Genomic DNA, 15,658 nt, shown 5'->3' on the forward strand with positions numbered 1-15,658 from the left:
ACACCGCTTCAGGCGATAATCGCGGCCACAATACCGACACAGTCGCCAGCAGCCTCGGAGGGAGGCCGTCATGAACTTCATCACCCCCGCCATCACGGCGAGTCTTCTTGCTGCAGCCTTTGGCTGCGCAAACATCGCCACGGCCGCAACAACCGCCCAGCCTGGCGGCGAGGTACCGGCCGTCGCCACCGTCGGCGTCCCCGACTTCTCTCAGATCACCCGGCGGTATGGCCCGGCGGTGGTCAACATCAGCATCAGCGGCGTGCGCCAGGTGTCTGTCAGCCCCGATGCGACCGACACTCCCGGCGACGACAACGGCGACTCAGTGCAACAGTTCCTGCGCCGCTTCCAGCAGGAGTTCGGCGGCGCCGGCGCCAGCATGCAGATCCCGGTGCGCGGCCAGGGCTCGGGCTTCATCCTCAGCGATGACGGGCTGATCCTCACCAACGCCCACGTGATCGCCAACGCCAGCGACGTGGTCGTCAAGCTCACTGACCGGCGCGAATTCCACGCCCGGGTAATCGGCAGCGACCGCAAGACCGACATCGCGGTGCTGAAGATCGACGCCCACCGCCTGCCCACCGTCAGCATCGGCAATCCGGCCGACCTGCAGGTGGGTGAGTGGGTGCTCGCCATCGGCTCGCCCTTCGGCTTCGAGAACAGCGTCAGTGCCGGCGTGGTCAGCGCCAAGGGACGCTCCCTGCCGGACGGCAGCGGCGTGCCCTTCATCCAGACCGATGCGGCGGTGAATCCCGGCAATTCGGGCGGTCCGCTGTTCAATGCCCGCGGACAAGTGGTCGGCATCAACTCGCAGATCTACAGCCGCACCGGCGGCTTCCAGGGCTTGAGCTTCGCGATCCCGATCGATCTGGCGCTGAAGATCCAGCAGCAGATCGCCGCCACCGGCCATGCTACCCACGGCATGCTCGGCGTCACCGTGCAGGAAGTAAACCAGTCGCTGGCGGACGCCTTCCGTCTGCCCGCGCCGGCCGGCGCCATCATCCTCGATGTCATGCCCGGCAGCCCCGGCGCCAAGGCCGGGCTGCTGCCCAGCGACGTGATCCTCGGTGTGGACGACACGCGGATCGCAGCAGCCGGCGACGTGCAAACCCTGGTCACCATGGCCCAGCCCGGCCAGCGCCTGCAGTTCGAGATCTGGCGCGACGGCCAGGCCCGCCGCCTGCCCGTCATCCTCGGCGAGGCTGGCAAGGCAAGCGCCAGCCCGCAGCCGGCACCTGCGCCGGACACCAGCACGCTGCGCCAGTTCGGCCTGCAACTGCGTCCGCTGCAGGCCGTCGAACACTTGGCAATCGGTTCAGCCACCGGGCTGCTTGTGGAATCCGCCAGCGGCCCGGCTCGCACCGCCGGCATGCAGACCGGCGATGTGGTGCTGTCGATCAACGGCAAGCCCGTCAGCTCGCTGGATCAGGCCCGCGCCATCGTCAAGACCGTCACCGGCACCGTGGCCTTGCTCGTGCAGCGCGGCGGCGACCGGCAGTACGTGACCGTCACCCCGAGCGCAGGGGCCAAGTAAGAAATACTCATCGCGCGGGCGCACGCTTTCTTGCGTACGCCTGCGCCTTTTTCGCTTACAACGCCGGCTGCATGCGCGTCCAGCTGAAGGGGCCGAAGCTGGTCGCCGTCGGAGCGACCTTGCTGTCGTAGTTCGGATCGATGCTGAGCTTGAGCCACTCCAGCGGCGCCGTGCTGCCATGCACCACGATGCGATGGAAGTTCGGCACGTTGTAGCCGTTGGGCTGATTGGCGTAGGCATCGTCGGAGCAAGCGACAGCCGCCGCGCCGGAACTCGGTTCGACGAGGCATGCCGCGCCCTGCACCAGCGGGTTGTCCGAGCGATACACGTGGGAATCGCCGTTGAGCAGCAACACCGGCTTGCCGAAGGCCTTGGCCCGCGCAGCGATCAGGTCGATGAACTGCTTGTACTGGGCAATATGGCTGGTGGCCTTGCCGTCCGCATCCCACATGTCGGCCTGAAGCTGGATCACCACCGCAACGGCGTTGTCACTCACCGCCCGGTTGAAGGCGGTATCCAGCCAGCGCTTGTTGGCGGCCGAGCGGTTGGCCACTTCCTGGGCCTGGGCTGGGCTCATCGTCGGTGCTCCGTACCAGGGATCGGTATCGTTGTTGGAGCCGCCCGGCATGTTGACGGTCACAAACAGCACGCCGCCCTTCTGGAACCACACGTTCTCCACGTAGCTGCTGTCGGTCGGGAAGTTGGTATCGTATTCGAGGCCCTGGGAATGCACGTCCATCGCGCCGCCGAGGGTCTTGCCCGGCTTGGCGAAGAAGATCGAGCGAACCAGGTCCAGGTTGGCCAGCGGATCGCCGCCGGCATAGCTCAGCAGCTTGCCGCTGGCGTCCAGCTTGTAGTCGATCTGGCCGGTGGTCGCGTTGTAGGTGCCCCCGCCCTGCTTGGCCTTGTGGCAGTCGGTCCACTCGTTGTCACCCGGCGTATAGACCAGCGGGTTCTTCAGGGCCTTCCAGTCGGTGGCGACGGTAAGGTCATAGGCCTGGGTGCAGTATTGGGAGCCGGAGTGGATATCGCCGACGTGCATCACCAGCGACACATCCGCGTCACCATCCAGCGCCTTCATGAAAGCCGGCAGCGCGGTGGTCTGTGACGTATCCGTCGCCGTCGCGCCGTAAGGCACGTCCCCTATCACCGCCGCCGTGATCTTGCCCGGCGCGTCGCTGCCACCGCTGCCACCACACCCGTACATCGCCAACGCCGCCGCCGAACACATGATCGGCCCCACGAATTTCCGCATGATCGTTCTTTCCTGTTCTTGTCGAGTACCTCGGCTCCCAATCGAGCCAGGGGGGAGCGCCGCAAGATCGCCCCGGCGGCGATGCTGCGACAAACAGATGACAGGACCATGAAGCGGAATGGGGAATGCGCATGCCAGCTCACTGCCGGTAGCGCAAAGCCTCGACCACCAGCGCGAAAGCCGGTGAAGACTGGCGACGGCTGGCGTAATAGAGGTGATAGCCGGAAAAGGGCTGGCACCAGTCCTGCAGTACCTGCTCCAGGCGCCCCGCCGCCACGTATTCCAGCACCATGTCCTCCGGCAGGCAGGCCAGCCCGGCGCCGGCCAGCGCCGCGGTCAGGCGCGGCGTACTGCTGTTGAAAACCCATTGCCCCTCGACGTGGACATTCACGCTCTGGCCATCCTTCTCGAACTCCCAGGCCAGCAGGTTGCCGTGGGTGGGCAGGCGCAGGTTTATGCAGTCATGGCCCGCCAGGTCGCGAGGCGTCAGCGGCCTTGAGTGCCTGGCGAAATAGGCTGGCGCGCCGACGACGGCCATGCGCATATCCGGTCCGATGCGCACCGCGATCATGTCCTTCTCCACCTGATCGCCGAGGCGCACACCGGCGTCGAAGCGCTGGCTGACGATGTTGGTCAACCCGTAATCCACGTTGATCTCGATGCGCACGTCCGGGTAGTCCGGCAACACCGCTGACAGCTTCGGCCACAGCACCGTATTGGCGGCGTGTTCCGCACACGTGATGCGCACCGTGCCAGCCGGCTTGTCGCGCAGTTCGCTCAGCGCCGCCAGCTCTGCCTCAATCTCCTCGAAGTGCGGCGCGACGGTCCGCAACAGGCGCTCACCGGCCTCGGTCGGCGACACGCTGCGCGTCGTACGGGTCAGCAGGCGAATACCCAGCCGCGCCTCCAGCGCACGCACGGTATGGCTCAGCGCCGACTGGGACACGCCGAGCCGCGCCGCCGCCCTGGTGAAGCTGCCTTCCCGCGCCACGGCGACGAAGGCCAGCAAATCGTTGAAATTCTCGCGCCGCATTCATGAACCCAGTTCATAAGCTCTTGCGGATTGTAGTGGCTAATCAATGAACCGGCTGCCCGCTAAAGTCTCGGCATCGGCTCTTTGAAACCACAGGGACATCCACACCAAGGGACAACACCATGAGCATCGACGTACTGGGCTACGCCGCCCACTCCCCCACCGCCGACCTGCAGCCCTACCGCTTCGAGCGCCGCGACACACGCACTGACGACGTAGTGATCGAGATCCTCTACTGCGGGGTGTGCCACTCCGACATCCACAATGCCCGCAACGACTGGGGCCGTTCCGTTTATCCGATGGTGCCCGGCCACGAGATCATCGGCCGCGTGCAGAGCGTCGGCCGGGCCGTCACCCGCTTCAAGGCCGGCGACCGGGTCGGCGTCGGCTGCATGGTGGACGCCTGCCAGCACTGCGAGCCTTGCCTGCGCGGCCTTGAACAGTATTGCGCGGAAGGCGCGACCTACACCTACAACGGCACCGACCGCCACGACCATCGCCCGACCCACGGCGGCTATTCCGACAAGATCGTCGTCTCCGAGCGCTTCGTGCTGAAGATCCCCGACGGCCTCGACCTGGCGGGCGCCGCGCCGCTGCTGTGCGCCGGCATCACCACCTGGTCGCCGCTGCGCCACTGGCAGGTCGGCCTGGGCAGCCGGGTCGCCGTGGTTGGCCTCGGCGGGCTCGGCCACATGGCCCTGAAGCTAGCCAAGGCCCTGGGGGCCGAAGTCACGCTGCTGACCCGCTCGCCGGGCAAGGAGCAGGACGCCCGCCGCCTCGGCGCCGACCGCGTGGTGCTGTCGTCGGACGCGGGCCAGATGGCGAACGTCGGCGGGCACTTCGACCTGATCATCGACACCGTGCCCTACGTGCACGACCTCAACCCCTATGTGCCGACGCTGGGCATCGGCGGCACCCTCGTGCTGGTCGGCTACCTGGGCCCGCTGGATCCCTTCCTGAATTCCGCACCGCTCGTGATGGGCCGCAAGTCCATCGCCGGCTCCCTGATCGGCGGCATCCCCGAGACCCAGGAACTGCTGGACTTCTGCGGCCGCCACGGCATCACCTCGGACATCGAGCTGATCCGCATGCAGGACATCAACGCCGCCTTCGGCCGCATGCTGGAGAGCGACGTGAAGTACCGCTTCGTGATCGACATGGGCTCACTGAAGGTTTGAGCACACGAATGGAAGACACCACTTCACGCCCCCGCGCCGTGCTGGCTATCGTCATCGCCAGCTACGTGATGATCGTCCTCGACGTGTCGATCGTCATCACCGGTCTGCCGAAAATCCAGCAGGGGCTGCAGTTCTCCGCCGCCGGCCTGTCCTGGGTGCACAACGCCTACACGCTGGCCTTCGGCTGCTTCCTGTTGCTCGGCGCCCGCGCCGGCGACATCCTCGGGCGGCGGCGGATGTTCATCGCCGGACTGGCCCTGTTTACCGCCACGTCGGTGGCCATCGGTCTGGCCCCGTCGGCCGCCTGGCTGATCGCCGCGCGGGCGCTGCAGGGTCTCGGCGCGGCGATCCTGGCCCCATCCACGCTGGCGCTGCTGACCAGCCATTTTCCGGAAGGCCCGCAGCGCACCCGGGCGCTGGCCTACCACGCATCGGCGGCCGGCGTCGGCGCCAGCGCCGGCCTGGTGCTCGGCGGCATCATCGCGGACTGGCTGTCCTGGCGGGTCGGCTTCTTCATCAACCTGCCGCTGGGCATCGCACTGATGATAGGCGCCCACCGCTACCTGAAGGAAAGCACCCGCCATGCCGGCCGCTTCGATGTGGCCGGGGCGGTGAGCTCCACGCTCGGCATGGGTGCCCTGGTGTACGGCATCGTCCATGCAGCCACGGCTGGCTGGAGCGACCCGCTGACAGTCGTCGCGCTGGCGTGCGGCATCACGCTGCTCACTTTCCTGGTTGTCCACGAGGGCCGCGCCGCGCAGCCGATCATGCCGCTGCACCTGTTCGCCCGGCGCGAGCGCTCCGCGGCCTACGCGGCCCGCGTGCTGTTCCTCGGCGCGATGGTGGGCTTCTGGTTCTTCACGACCCAGTTCCTGCAGGGCGTGCTCGGCTACAGCCCGCTCGAGGCCGGGCTGGCCTTCCTGCCGACGACGCTGCCCAATTTCTTCGCGGCGATCCTGGTGCCGCGGCTGACGCAGCGGTTCGGCAACGGCCGGCTGCTGGCCACGGGGCTTTTGCTGGCGCTGGCCGGCATGGCCTGGCTCAGCCAGGCTTCCACCGACACGTCCTATCTCATGGGCATGGCGCTGCCGATGGTGTTGATCGGCATTGGCCAGGGCTTCTCCCTGAGCCCACTGACGGTCGCCGCGATGGCCGGCGTCGCCGCCAAGGATGCCGGTGCCGCGTCGGGCATCGTCAATGCGGCCCACCAGCTCGGCGGCTCGCTGGGCCTCGGCGTGCTGGTGGTCGTCTTCGCCAGCGCCGGCGCCGGCCCGGCGGACGCCCACGCGCTGCTGGCGCACCGCCTCGCCGCCACGTTTGCCACCAGCGCGACGATGCTCGGGCTGTGCCTGGCGCTGGTCCTCGCACTGATCGTCCGGCCTTCACTGCGGCCTGCGATCCAGCCCTGTCACAGCAAATGAAAGGAATCACCATGAAAACCCTGGCCGCCGCCCTGATCGCGCCGCTGGCCGTCTCCGCAGCCGGCGACGACACACAGCACGTCAGGATCACCCGCATCGGTACGCAGGCGTCGGCTACCGGGCCGGCCGACTACTTCACCGGCACGGTACGCATCGACTCGCCCTTCCATGGCACGGCGCCGGCCCGCATCGGTGGCGCCAGCGTGAGCTTTGAACCCGGCGCACGCACTGCGTGGCACAGCCATCCCCTCGGGCAGACCTTGATCGTCACCGCCGGCAGCGGACGGGTGCAGTCCTGGGGCGGCCCCGTCCAGGCCATCCGCCCCGGCGACATCGTGTGGATTCCACCTGGCGTGAAGCACTGGCACGGCGCCGCGGCGGGCACCGCGATGACCCACATCGCCATTGCCGAGGCACTGGACGGCAAGGTCGTCGACTGGCTCGAGCACGTCAGCGACGCGCAGTACCTTGCCGTGCCGCAAGCCGACTGACGGCGGCTCGGAGCGCGGGCCGCCGCACCCTCACACGCGGTAGCCCTCTTCGCGCAGCACCTGGCGCACCGCCGGGCGCTCGAGCATGCGCAGGTAGTGGCCGCGACAGTTCGACGGCAAGTTCATCTTCAGCTTGTCAGCCCAGAACTCCGTGTAGAACAGCGCCGCATCGGCGATCGAGAAACTGCCGGCAATGAACTCCCGCCCGGCCAGTTGGGCATCCATCACGGCAAAGCCGCGCTCGACGATCTCGCGGCCGCGGGCGCGCACAATGTCGTGGTCCGCCGGGTTGGGGGTGAAGTTGGGCGTCGTGAAAATTCGCGTGAAGCCCTGTCCATGGATCGTGCCGACCGCGTAGTCCATCGCCTCCAGCACTCTCACCTCCCCATCCGGGGCCTCGGGCAACAGGTGCCGCTTTGGGTACTGGCGCGCCAGCCACCAGGCGATGGCCTGGAACTCGGTGATCGAGCTGCCGTCTTTGCGGACCAGGGTCGGGATGGTGGACTTGGGATTGATCGCCACATAGTCGGGCTCGAGATGCCCGCCTGCCGGCAGATTGACGATATGGACCTCGAAGACGGCCCCGACTTCTTCCAGCAGGATATGGATGCCGGTCGAGCAAGAGCCGGGCGTCATGTAGAACTTCATGGACAGTATTCCTCGGGCGATGGCGCCGTGCCACACGCACGAAGCACGGCAAATGCCTGCCCGAAGCAAGACAGGGGCCACCGACAGCGCCCCGCTGGAAGAAGGCCGATCCGGCCCTGCGGCTATGTGGGAAAGCCGCCGACAGCCTATCGCGCTGTCGGATTCATGACATGAGAATCAGCGGGCGGCGTGGCAGGCCCACTGCTCGTCCAGAACATCCGGCCGACGGGTCGTTACGGCGCGACGCCGGCGTCCGCCTGACCCCAGGAATGTGCGAACGATCGCGGCCAGACCGTCGCCATCCACCGGCACATCCACGAGCACCGCCGCCCCCGGCAGACGTTCCTGAGCTTCCTCCCTCTCCTTGTCCGAATCCACCAGTACCACTACCAGCATGCGCTGCTTGCGCGCCCGCCCCAGCAGCGCATGCGCCATCCGGTCCGCAGCGAGTCCGCCGATACGCCAGTCCACCACAAAGACTTCCGGCGACATCTCGCCAACGCGCAGCAAGCCGTCGTAGGGGCAAGCCGTGGACGTCACCAGGCAATCCGGCAACAGCTTGCTCAGCAGCCCCTGCAGAGCATAGCCCTCCGCCTCGTCGTTCATGACGAGCAACATGCCGAAGGGCACGCTGGTCGTCATGCCGGCGCAACGCTGCTCGAGCAGCAGCCGGTCGACGGATTCAACCAGGATTCGCCGGTGTCCCCCCGGCGTTTTCCAGGCTTGCAGGCGCCCCTCCTCCACCCAAAGCTGGGCCGTACGCACGCTGATACCGAGCAGGCGAGACGCATCGCGGGTCGAACAGGTCTGTGTCGAAATCATCTCGGCAGTCATCGCGCGTCACGTATCTCATCTGCAATTTGATGACTGCATTCTAAACACGTTTTTGTTGATTTTGTTGTTTTAATTATATTTTGACTTTATTTCACTAAATTCATGTGAGCTATTACCTAGCTCGCCGCTCTGCCGCTCAGGGCGTGCCCGAGTGGAGCAACTTCAGCGCGAAGCCGGTCAGCTCCTCTTCGGAGCGCGCCCAGACCTCGCCTTCAAACGGTGTGATGCGATCACCATTACGCTTGATGATGCGCTTGCCGTCCGCACTGAAGCGCGCATCGCGCACCCGGTCGGTCTCGCCCTCGAGCGTGCTGAGGGGCCGCTTGCCCCCCTCCCAGGCCCACACCCGCGCTGCGCCGTCGGCCCCGGTGCTGACCAGCAGCTTGCCATCCGGGCTGATGTCTACACTCAACACCGGCCCGGCATGGGCCGGAATGCCACTGTGATCGGCTCGCAGCGCGCTCACCTCATAGCGGCGCAAATGTCCGTCTGAACCACCGCTGGCCAGCCGCCGGCCTTCCCGATCAAAAGCCAATGCGAAGATCGGGCCGTCCGCATCCTCGCTCTGGAAGAGAACCTCGCCATCGGCACTGCGTATCAGGCGCAGGCGCCCGTCGGTCAGCCCCAGCGCCAGCAGCGACTCGTCCTGACTGAAGACCGCGGCCCGCACGCTTTCGCCCTTACCCAGCAGTGCGTGCAGTTGCTCCGGCAGCGAGGTCTCGAACAGTTGCCCACTGGCTAGCCGGAAACTGTACTTGCCGGCGCTGCTGAGGATCAGTCCGTTGCCACTCGGGGTCAGAAAATCCACGGTCTGCAAGCGCCACAGGCGCACCGCCCCGTCGGCGCCGGCGCTGGCCACTTGCTGGCCGTCCGGCGCAAACACCGCCGCTCGTACCCCCTGGCTGTGACCACGGTATTCCCGCGCACGGAACACGAAGGGGTCGTCCCAGACGCGCAGCGTGTCGTCCACGCCGAAGGACATCAGACGTGAGCCATCGGCACTGAAGGCCACGCCCAGGGCGCCACCCGCGTGGATCCCATCCAGGTGCAGGGGTGGATTGGGGGGCGGCGCCTCGCCCTCGCCCAGCGTCCACAAATAGATCTGCCCATCCGAGCCGGCCACCGCCAGGCGCTTGCCATCCGGGCTGTGCCGCGCCGCCGTCGGCAGCACTGCCGGCTGGCCCGCCAGGACCGGAATCTCCAGCGGGCGCCCGATCACGCGGCCACGGGTGGTCCACCGGTAGATCTCGCCGTTCGCCACGGCCACCGCCACCTCACGGCCATCGACCGAGAAGCTGGCCGACAAGACCTCGTCCGGATGGGTCAGCGTCGCCAGCAAGGTGGCGGTGGCAACATTCCACAAGCGCGCCGTGTTGTCGTTGTTGCCGAAGGACAGCACGCGCCCACCGCCCTCGTCGAACACCGCCGATCCGACGTTGCCGAAGTGCCCGGCCAGGCGGGTCATCGCGCAATGTTCGGCCACCGGCGCAAGCAGCAGCTCCGTCGCGCCCCTGCCGTCCTCCCGAATGCCGACCGCCCGGGTGCCGTCCCGGCTCAGGTCGGCATCAACCCACGGGGCACCGCCATCGCCGCCGCAGCGCATCAGCTCTCGCCCGCTCTCGTCCCATATCCGCAGCACGCCGTCCCACCCGGCGGACAGGAAGCGCCGGCCATCGGCACTCGCCGCCACCGCCACCACCGGACCGCCATGCTTCACCCGCGCCGCCACCGCCAGCGTGCGGCGATCCACCAGATGGGCTTCGCCGTCGTCGCCGGCACTCAGCACCCAGCGGCCGTCACGGCTGAACACAACCCCGTTGGCCGCCCCCTGGTGAGGCAGCAGCGCTGGGCTCTGCAGGAAGTTGGCCACCGCCAGGCGCAGCGTACCGCGCACATTGCGGTCGTCCACCCGGCGCGCCAATGCCACGGCCGCCTCCAGCGTCTGGCGGGTATCCACGTCTATCCTGTCGGTCAGCTCAGCGGCCTCCCGCCGGGCATCGCCACGGCGCAGCTCCTGGCGCCACAGCCAGGCATTGATGCTGAAGCCGAGCACCAGCACACAGGCTGCCAGCCCCCCGAAAACACGCCGCCGGCGCAGAAAGTAGCGGTCCACCCAGGGCCGGATGATGTCAATGAAGGCGTCGTGCTGCAGCTCGTAGTTCACTCCGCCGCTACCTTCGCGGGTGCGCACGATGCGATGCCGCTCCAGCACGCCAAGCACGCGCCGAACCCGCGCCGCCGACACCCGCGCCTGAGCCTGCAGGGCCTCCACCGGATAGGCGATCTTCACGCCGCTGCGTGGCGCCAGCGCCTTGAGGACCTTTGCCGCGTCGTGGAACAGGAAGAAACCAAAATTGCCCACAACCTCTTCCAGATAAACCGCGATGATGCCGCTCCGCCCACCGAGGGCCCGGTAGTCCTGCAGGCGCAGGCCGCGTACCCCGGCCGCCCGCGCCACCAGCCACAGGCGGCGGCAGATCAGCTGGAGAATCGGCAGCTCGATGCCGCCGTCGAACAGCCGCCGCCCCGCGCGGGGTCCGTCGCCCGGCATCAGGTCGTCGAGCAACTGGCTCACCAGCAGCTCGTCGTAAGCGCCACCACACTTCAGCACCGGCGCGCGGATCGCCTCGGCCGCCTGCTCGCGACTCAGGTGTTCCAGGTGGAAGGTTGACGCGAACAGAGACAAAACGTGGTCGCGCAGGCAGGCATCCACGCTGGCCAGGAACTCCTCGCGGAAGGACAGCACCACCCGCACATCGAGGGACGCCCGCAGCAGCGCGCCGATGGCCGCCGGCAGCTGGCCCAGCCCGCCGGCGTGGCGCTGCAGGTATTCCTCGAACTGGTCGAGGATCAGCACCAGCGTGCTGTCGTCCCCCTGCAGGCGCTTGCGGGCCGCCTCGGTCAACTGGGCGGCGCCCAGACTGGCATCGACTTCGGCGACCGCCGCGGCGACCGTCACGCAAGGATCGGCGCCACTCCAACGGTCCACATACACGACCTGAGCCTCCTCGGCGGCCAGCTCTGGAATCACCAGCGCTCGCAGCAGCGAGGTCTTGCCGACGCCGGATGGCGCATAGAGCAGCGTCAGCGGATGGGAGAACAGCTTGTTGATGAGCAGCTGGGCGTCCCGCTCACGACCAAAGAAACGGTCCCGCTCGGCCTCCGTGTAGGGTTTCAGCCCGACGTAAGGCTCGCAGCCATCGTCGGGCACAGCCGCTTGCCGCCTGCTGGACATGGCGCCGTCTCCTACTTGAACTGGCCGAGGGTCTGCACGAAGGCGTCGCAGTCGGACTGCAGGCGGTCCTCGGCAGCCACCAGCTGGGCCCAAAAGCGCTCCTCGATCGGCGACACCGCGGTGCGCACCGCGTAGCGCCGCCGCGGTCGCACCTGCCCCTCGTTGCTGAAGATGTGCCCGACGAGGCGGTAATGCCACACGTCCAGGTTGTAGCCGAGGAACAGCAGCGCGCTCTTCTGCAGGCGCCGCGAGAAGGCGCTCGGCGGCTTGGTGTGCTCATTCTCCAGGCGACCGAGGAAGGTCACGTGGTCACTCTCGGTGATGACAACCGTGTCGATGCCCGAGCGCGGATCCGCCAGCGCATTGGCAAAGGGCGAGCCGACGATCTTGTAGATGATCCGGTCGCCGTGTTCGCCCAGGTCGGACAGCAGCCAGTTGTCGGCCAGCTTCACCTCCACGCCCGGCGTCTGCCCGCCGCGGCGGATCACCAGCAGGCGGCCGTCCAGTTCGTCGTCCTCGGCGCTGAGGATGTGGGTCACCACAGTGAAGGGCAGGCCCGACTGCTCCAGCAGATTCTCGAAGACCCAATCGTAGCTGGCCGACACGACGATCCACGGGCTCGTCATTGCGGCCAGGAAACGGTGCGTGCCGGTCAGCACCAGGCTCTGGCTCTGCTCCTGCAACACAGCGGTGAGGCGCTTGAGGAAGGCACCTCGCTCGCCGCCGAAGACCAGCAGCAGGTATTCGGCTGCAGTCGCCAGCGGATAGCGCTCGTCGATGCGCATGCCGGCTTCGAGCCCGGCGGTCTGGATCAACGCACTGACCAGCCGGAAGGAGCTCAGCGGACCGCTGCCGAACACCCCGTCACCAACCAGCGGCACCAGCCGCCCCTCATCGAGGCAGCCACGGATGGCCAGGAAGAACTCCCGGTTGCCGCGCAGCGCGGTAGCCGTCGGCGCCGCGGCGGTACGCCGGGCAATCTCGCCGCGGCTCGAATTGGTGTTGAACCCCTTGCTGATCGCCTTCAGGTCGGGCGCCTCGGCGTCAATGCGGGCCTGCACGTAGCGGCAGATCTCGTCGGCGGTGAGGATGCTGTCGCCGTCATCGGCCTCGAAGGTGGTCACGCCGTGCACGAACCAGCGCACCATGCGCGACACCGCAGCCCCCTTCTCCGCCACGTCCCGATCCGTCACCGTGCAGCCAGACAGCAGGTACTTGCCCTGCCCTTGGCCCAGGTTGGCCACCAGGATGGAAGGGATGTCCACCTGCCCGCTGGCGTCCGGGGTCAGGCTGAAGATGCAGTCGAGCATGATCACCAACTGGCCGGCTGCGCTCTCGTTGAGGGCCCGCTTGGCGATCCACTCCATCGAGATCGCGGTGGCGTCCAGGTAATCCAGCTCAGAATCATTGGGGCACAGGTAGAGGTCACCGCGGGCCGACAGCTTGGCGTGGCCGCAGTAGTAGAACAGCACCGTGTCGTTGGGCAGCGCGTCCTTGAAGACCTTCTGGAGGCTTTTCATCAACGCGGTCTTTTCCGGGTTGAGCAGGCACTCCATCTCGAAGTGCGCATCCTCCTTGCCCAGCACATCGCGCAGCGCATCCACGTTGGCCGACGCGCTGGCCGGCACCGGGAAGCCCGCCCCGTGAGCATAGGCATCGAGGCCGACCAGCAGGGCCGAACGGGCACCCCGCACGCGCTTCTCGATGGGCACCACGAAGCTGTCGCGCAGCAGCGGATCGGCCGGATCGCCGGTCCACGCACGCAGGTCCAGCCATTGGGATTCCGTGAAGCCGAGGGGCACCCCGTCGCCGTCCAGACACACCTGCAGCAACGTGCGCCGCTGGGCCGCCCGACTCGCCTCGGAGCGCACGAAGTCGCTGGCCCGCGCCACTTCGGTCCATAACACGACGACGCAGCGGGCGCCGTCGATCTGCTCTTCCAGTTCGCTGCGCCAGGTGGACGCCGCATCCAGATCCGCGTCCCACCATACCGAGAAATGCTCGGACAGCACCTTGGCCAAGGCATCGACACGCGCCCGGTCGGGATGGGCATAGCTCAGAAAGATGTCGGCCATGATCCGCCCCTAGCGTGCGATGCCGGGGATGGCGCCCCAGGGGGTGTAGCAGGCACAGGACGAACCGACCGGCATGCCCACCCGCATCGGACACGGCCCGGCATTGGTCACGCAGACGGTCGCCATCGGGAGCCGTTGCTGCATCGGCGGCAGCGGACGCATCGGCGCCTGGGGTACGGCCTGCTGTTGCGGGGGCGTACCACAGAGGCGGTCTATCTCCTGCGGAGAAACACCCTCGTTGCGCAACTGGATCCGCTCCCGCGTCGTGCAATACGCGCCGGCGCTCGCGGGTAACAGCAGCCCGCTGGCAATGGTCATAAGCAAAACGAGCAGATCCCGATGCTTCATGGCTGTCACGGCCTCGAACCCGATGCGTCACTTCCTTTTATACGGCGCACGGGAACGGAAGTCCAAGGAATCCTGCTGGCGGGCCCACCGGACCCGCCATTGCTCGGCCGGCAAAATCCCCCTTGAGGAGCCGGCCCTAGCACCGGGGTCCGGTGCCCCGACACATCAGCCGGCCGCGCCGTCAGCGCAGCAGATCAGCGTTGAACGCATGGGAAAAGCCCAGCGCCACCGCATTGGCGGAGCTGTGCCCGCCCAAGGTCTGGTTGGCCCCGTTATCCCCGCGCGAGCGGGCGTTGTCGAACAGCGCGTAGAGCTTGGTGTTCTTGTACAGCAGCCAGGTCGCACCGACGCCGAGGGTGTCCACGCGCGGCTTGTTGCCATCAACAATGTCATAACGCTTGATGTAGTAGGACAGCAGCAGGTCGAGCCGCGGATTCACCGCATAGATCGCGCCGACGCTCTTCACCGACGCATCGGCCGCGGAATACGTGACGTTGGTGTTGGTGGTGTCCTTCACCGTCACGGCCGGCAGGCTGGTGTGGCCCATCGCCGCGCGCAGGCTGAGGTCGCCGAAGCGGTAGGCGACACCGAAGTTGCCGAGGCGGTAGCGGGCGTCCTGGTTGGTGAGCAGGTCCACCGGATGCCATTCGGTGTAGGAGCCGCCGACGCTCAGGTTGCCCACGTCGTAGGTGGCGCCCAGCGCCGCCTTGGTCCCCATCGAGCCGCTGCCGGCGATGGCGCCGGGGCTGTAGCCGGCGATCAGGCGGGCACCGCCGATGACCGGGCTGGTGTACTTGATCATCGCGTTGTCGCGGGAGTCCAGGTTGTTGGCGACGCCGGGCGAGTACTTGCCGGCGGCGGTGTTGAGCAGGCCCTGGCCGTAGATCGCATTGCCCAGGCCCCACGCGCCGTAGGCCGAGGACATGAAGAAGTTGGTGAAGTTGGACGCCTCTACCTTGACCACCGCGTCCACCGCCACGGTCTGCTGGCGGCCGAGGGTCAGCGTGCCGTAGCGCCCGGCCAGGCCGGCATAGGCCGCCCGGTTGAAGACCACGCCACTGCCACTGCCCGCGTTGTAGCTCGACGGGGCGATCTGCCCGCTGGCCGACACCAGGTTGGCACCGGTGGAGGTCAGCAGCTCGGTGTCGAGCTTGAACAAAGCGGTCAGCCCTTCGCCCAGTTCGGTCGAGCCAGTGAAGGCCAGGTTGCTGGTGGCCAGCCCGGCGTTGAAGAACTTGGTGGTCTGCCCCTGCGAGGCCGCGCCACCCGGCGCCACGTTGCCCTGGCTGCCGAGGGCAGCATCGAGCGTGCCGGACACACTGAAGCGGAAATTGCCCGGGCCGCTGGCAGCCTCTTTGCCGCTCGCCACGGCGGCTGGCGCCGGGGCTGCCTTCTGCTCGGCAAGCTGGGTCTGCAAGGCCTGCAACTGCTTGGCCAGAAGGTCGATCTGGGCCTGCAGTTCCTGCTCGCCGGCCATTGCGGTGCTGCTGCCGGCGCAGGCCGCGGCAATGCTCAGGGCCAGGCAGGAGTGGCGGAAGTGGCTGATCTTGTATTTATGCATTGTTGTCTCCTCCTTGTGTCGTGTTGGTGAAAAGCGGGGGCCGGC

At 67.3% G+C, this 15,658-nt stretch carries 12 protein-coding genes; 4 read left to right on the forward strand and 8 right to left on the reverse strand.

The genetic code is table 11. The features are described from left to right. Positions 1 to 70: 70 nt before the first annotated feature. Complete coding sequence (locus ACE3RX_RS16420) at positions 71 to 1,534, forward strand: Do family serine endopeptidase (protein WP_374486018.1); 1,464 nt, start codon at positions 71 to 73, stop codon at positions 1,532 to 1,534. A gap of 55 nt (positions 1,535 to 1,589) precedes the next feature. Here ACE3RX_RS16420 and ACE3RX_RS16425 read toward each other — a convergent pair whose 3' ends face one another. Both ACE3RX_RS16425 and ACE3RX_RS16430 read right to left on the reverse strand, forming a co-directional pair. After that, complete coding sequence (locus ACE3RX_RS16425; RefSeq protein ID WP_374486020.1) at positions 1,590 to 2,789, reverse strand: metallophosphoesterase; 1,200 nt, start codon at positions 2,787 to 2,789, stop codon at positions 1,590 to 1,592. Positions 2,790 to 2,928: 139 nt separating this feature from the next. Then, positions 2,929 to 3,822: a LysR family transcriptional regulator gene (locus ACE3RX_RS16430; RefSeq protein ID WP_374486022.1), complete on the reverse strand. Its 894-nt coding sequence runs from the start codon at positions 3,820 to 3,822 to the stop codon at positions 2,929 to 2,931. A 122-nt stretch (positions 3,823 to 3,944) separates the two neighbouring features. Between ACE3RX_RS16430 and ACE3RX_RS16435 the strand changes: the two genes are divergently transcribed. Genes ACE3RX_RS16435 through ACE3RX_RS16445 form a run of 3 tightly spaced genes read left to right on the forward strand, consistent with a single transcriptional unit; the run spans position 3,945 to position 6,912 of the window. Beyond that, positions 3,945 to 5,000: an NAD(P)-dependent alcohol dehydrogenase gene (locus ACE3RX_RS16435; protein WP_374486024.1), complete on the forward strand. Its 1,056-nt coding sequence runs from the start codon at positions 3,945 to 3,947 to the stop codon at positions 4,998 to 5,000. An 8-nt stretch (positions 5,001 to 5,008) separates the two neighbouring features. Next, positions 5,009 to 6,421 (forward strand): MFS transporter, encoded by a 1,413-nt coding sequence (locus tag ACE3RX_RS16440; RefSeq protein ID WP_374486026.1) that lies wholly within the window; start codon positions 5,009 to 5,011, stop codon positions 6,419 to 6,421. A gap of 11 nt (positions 6,422 to 6,432) precedes the next feature. After that, positions 6,433 to 6,912, forward strand: coding sequence for a cupin domain-containing protein (locus ACE3RX_RS16445; RefSeq protein WP_374486028.1), 480 nt, complete (start codon positions 6,433 to 6,435; stop codon positions 6,910 to 6,912). Positions 6,913 to 6,942: 30 nt separating this feature from the next. Here the strand turns inward: ACE3RX_RS16445 and ACE3RX_RS16450 are convergent, their stop codons facing one another. The 6 genes from ACE3RX_RS16450 to ACE3RX_RS16475 all read right to left on the reverse strand — a co-directional run bounded on the left by ACE3RX_RS16450 (position 6,943) and on the right by ACE3RX_RS16475 (position 15,613). Continuing rightward, complete coding sequence (locus ACE3RX_RS16450; RefSeq protein WP_374486030.1) at positions 6,943 to 7,560, reverse strand: glutathione S-transferase family protein; 618 nt, start codon at positions 7,558 to 7,560, stop codon at positions 6,943 to 6,945. Between the two features lie 177 nt (positions 7,561 to 7,737). Next, positions 7,738 to 8,394 (reverse strand): helix-turn-helix domain-containing protein, encoded by a 657-nt coding sequence (locus ACE3RX_RS16455; RefSeq protein ID WP_374486032.1) that lies wholly within the window; start codon positions 8,392 to 8,394, stop codon positions 7,738 to 7,740. A gap of 136 nt (positions 8,395 to 8,530) precedes the next feature. Then, on the reverse strand, positions 8,531 to 11,629 hold the full coding sequence (locus ACE3RX_RS16460) for a hypothetical protein (protein ID WP_374486034.1): 3,099 nt from the start codon (positions 11,627 to 11,629) through the stop codon (positions 8,531 to 8,533). Positions 11,630 to 11,640: 11 nt separating this feature from the next. Next, positions 11,641 to 13,704: a TIR domain-containing protein gene (locus tag ACE3RX_RS16465; protein WP_374486036.1), complete on the reverse strand. Its 2,064-nt coding sequence runs from the start codon at positions 13,702 to 13,704 to the stop codon at positions 11,641 to 11,643. Between the two features lie 9 nt (positions 13,705 to 13,713). Continuing rightward, the gene (locus ACE3RX_RS16470; protein ID WP_374486038.1) at positions 13,714 to 14,052 is read right to left on the reverse strand and encodes a hypothetical protein; all 339 of its coding nucleotides are present in this window, start codon (positions 14,050 to 14,052) and stop codon (positions 13,714 to 13,716) included. A 181-nt stretch (positions 14,053 to 14,233) separates the two neighbouring features. Next, positions 14,234 to 15,613 (reverse strand): porin, encoded by a 1,380-nt coding sequence (locus ACE3RX_RS16475; protein ID WP_374486040.1) that lies wholly within the window; start codon positions 15,611 to 15,613, stop codon positions 14,234 to 14,236. Between the last annotated feature and the right edge of the window lie 45 nt (positions 15,614 to 15,658).

The sequence above is a fragment of the Zoogloea sp. genome (assembly GCF_041914405.1).
GTDB lineage: Bacteria > Pseudomonadota > Gammaproteobacteria > Burkholderiales > Rhodocyclaceae > Zoogloea.

Bases quoted from the DNA above. Each gene is read 5' to 3' on its own strand.
- ACE3RX_RS16440 (WP_374486026.1), top strand. From the start codon at position 5,009: ATGGAAGACACCACTTCACGCCCCCGCGCCGTGCTGGCTATCGTCATC.
- ACE3RX_RS16475 (WP_374486040.1), bottom strand. From the start codon at position 15,613: ATGCATAAATACAAGATCAGCCACTTCCGCCACTCCTGCCTGGCCCTG.
- ACE3RX_RS16460 (WP_374486034.1), bottom strand. From the start codon at position 11,629: ATGTCCAGCAGGCGGCAAGCGGCTGTGCCCGACGATGGCTGCGAGCCT.
- ACE3RX_RS16455 (WP_374486032.1), bottom strand. From the start codon at position 8,394: ATGACTGCCGAGATGATTTCGACACAGACCTGTTCGACCCGCGATGCG.
- ACE3RX_RS16425 (WP_374486020.1), bottom strand. From the start codon at position 2,789: ATGCGGAAATTCGTGGGGCCGATCATGTGTTCGGCGGCGGCGTTGGCG.
- ACE3RX_RS16465 (WP_374486036.1), bottom strand. From the start codon at position 13,704: ATGGCCGACATCTTTCTGAGCTATGCCCATCCCGACCGGGCGCGTGTC.
- ACE3RX_RS16470 (WP_374486038.1), bottom strand. From the start codon at position 14,052: ATGAAGCATCGGGATCTGCTCGTTTTGCTTATGACCATTGCCAGCGGG.
- ACE3RX_RS16430 (WP_374486022.1), bottom strand. From the start codon at position 3,822: ATGCGGCGCGAGAATTTCAACGATTTGCTGGCCTTCGTCGCCGTGGCG.
- ACE3RX_RS16450 (WP_374486030.1), bottom strand. From the start codon at position 7,560: ATGAAGTTCTACATGACGCCCGGCTCTTGCTCGACCGGCATCCATATC.
- ACE3RX_RS16445 (WP_374486028.1), top strand. From the start codon at position 6,433: ATGAAAACCCTGGCCGCCGCCCTGATCGCGCCGCTGGCCGTCTCCGCA.
- ACE3RX_RS16435 (WP_374486024.1), top strand. From the start codon at position 3,945: ATGAGCATCGACGTACTGGGCTACGCCGCCCACTCCCCCACCGCCGAC.
- ACE3RX_RS16420 (WP_374486018.1), top strand. From the start codon at position 71: ATGAACTTCATCACCCCCGCCATCACGGCGAGTCTTCTTGCTGCAGCC.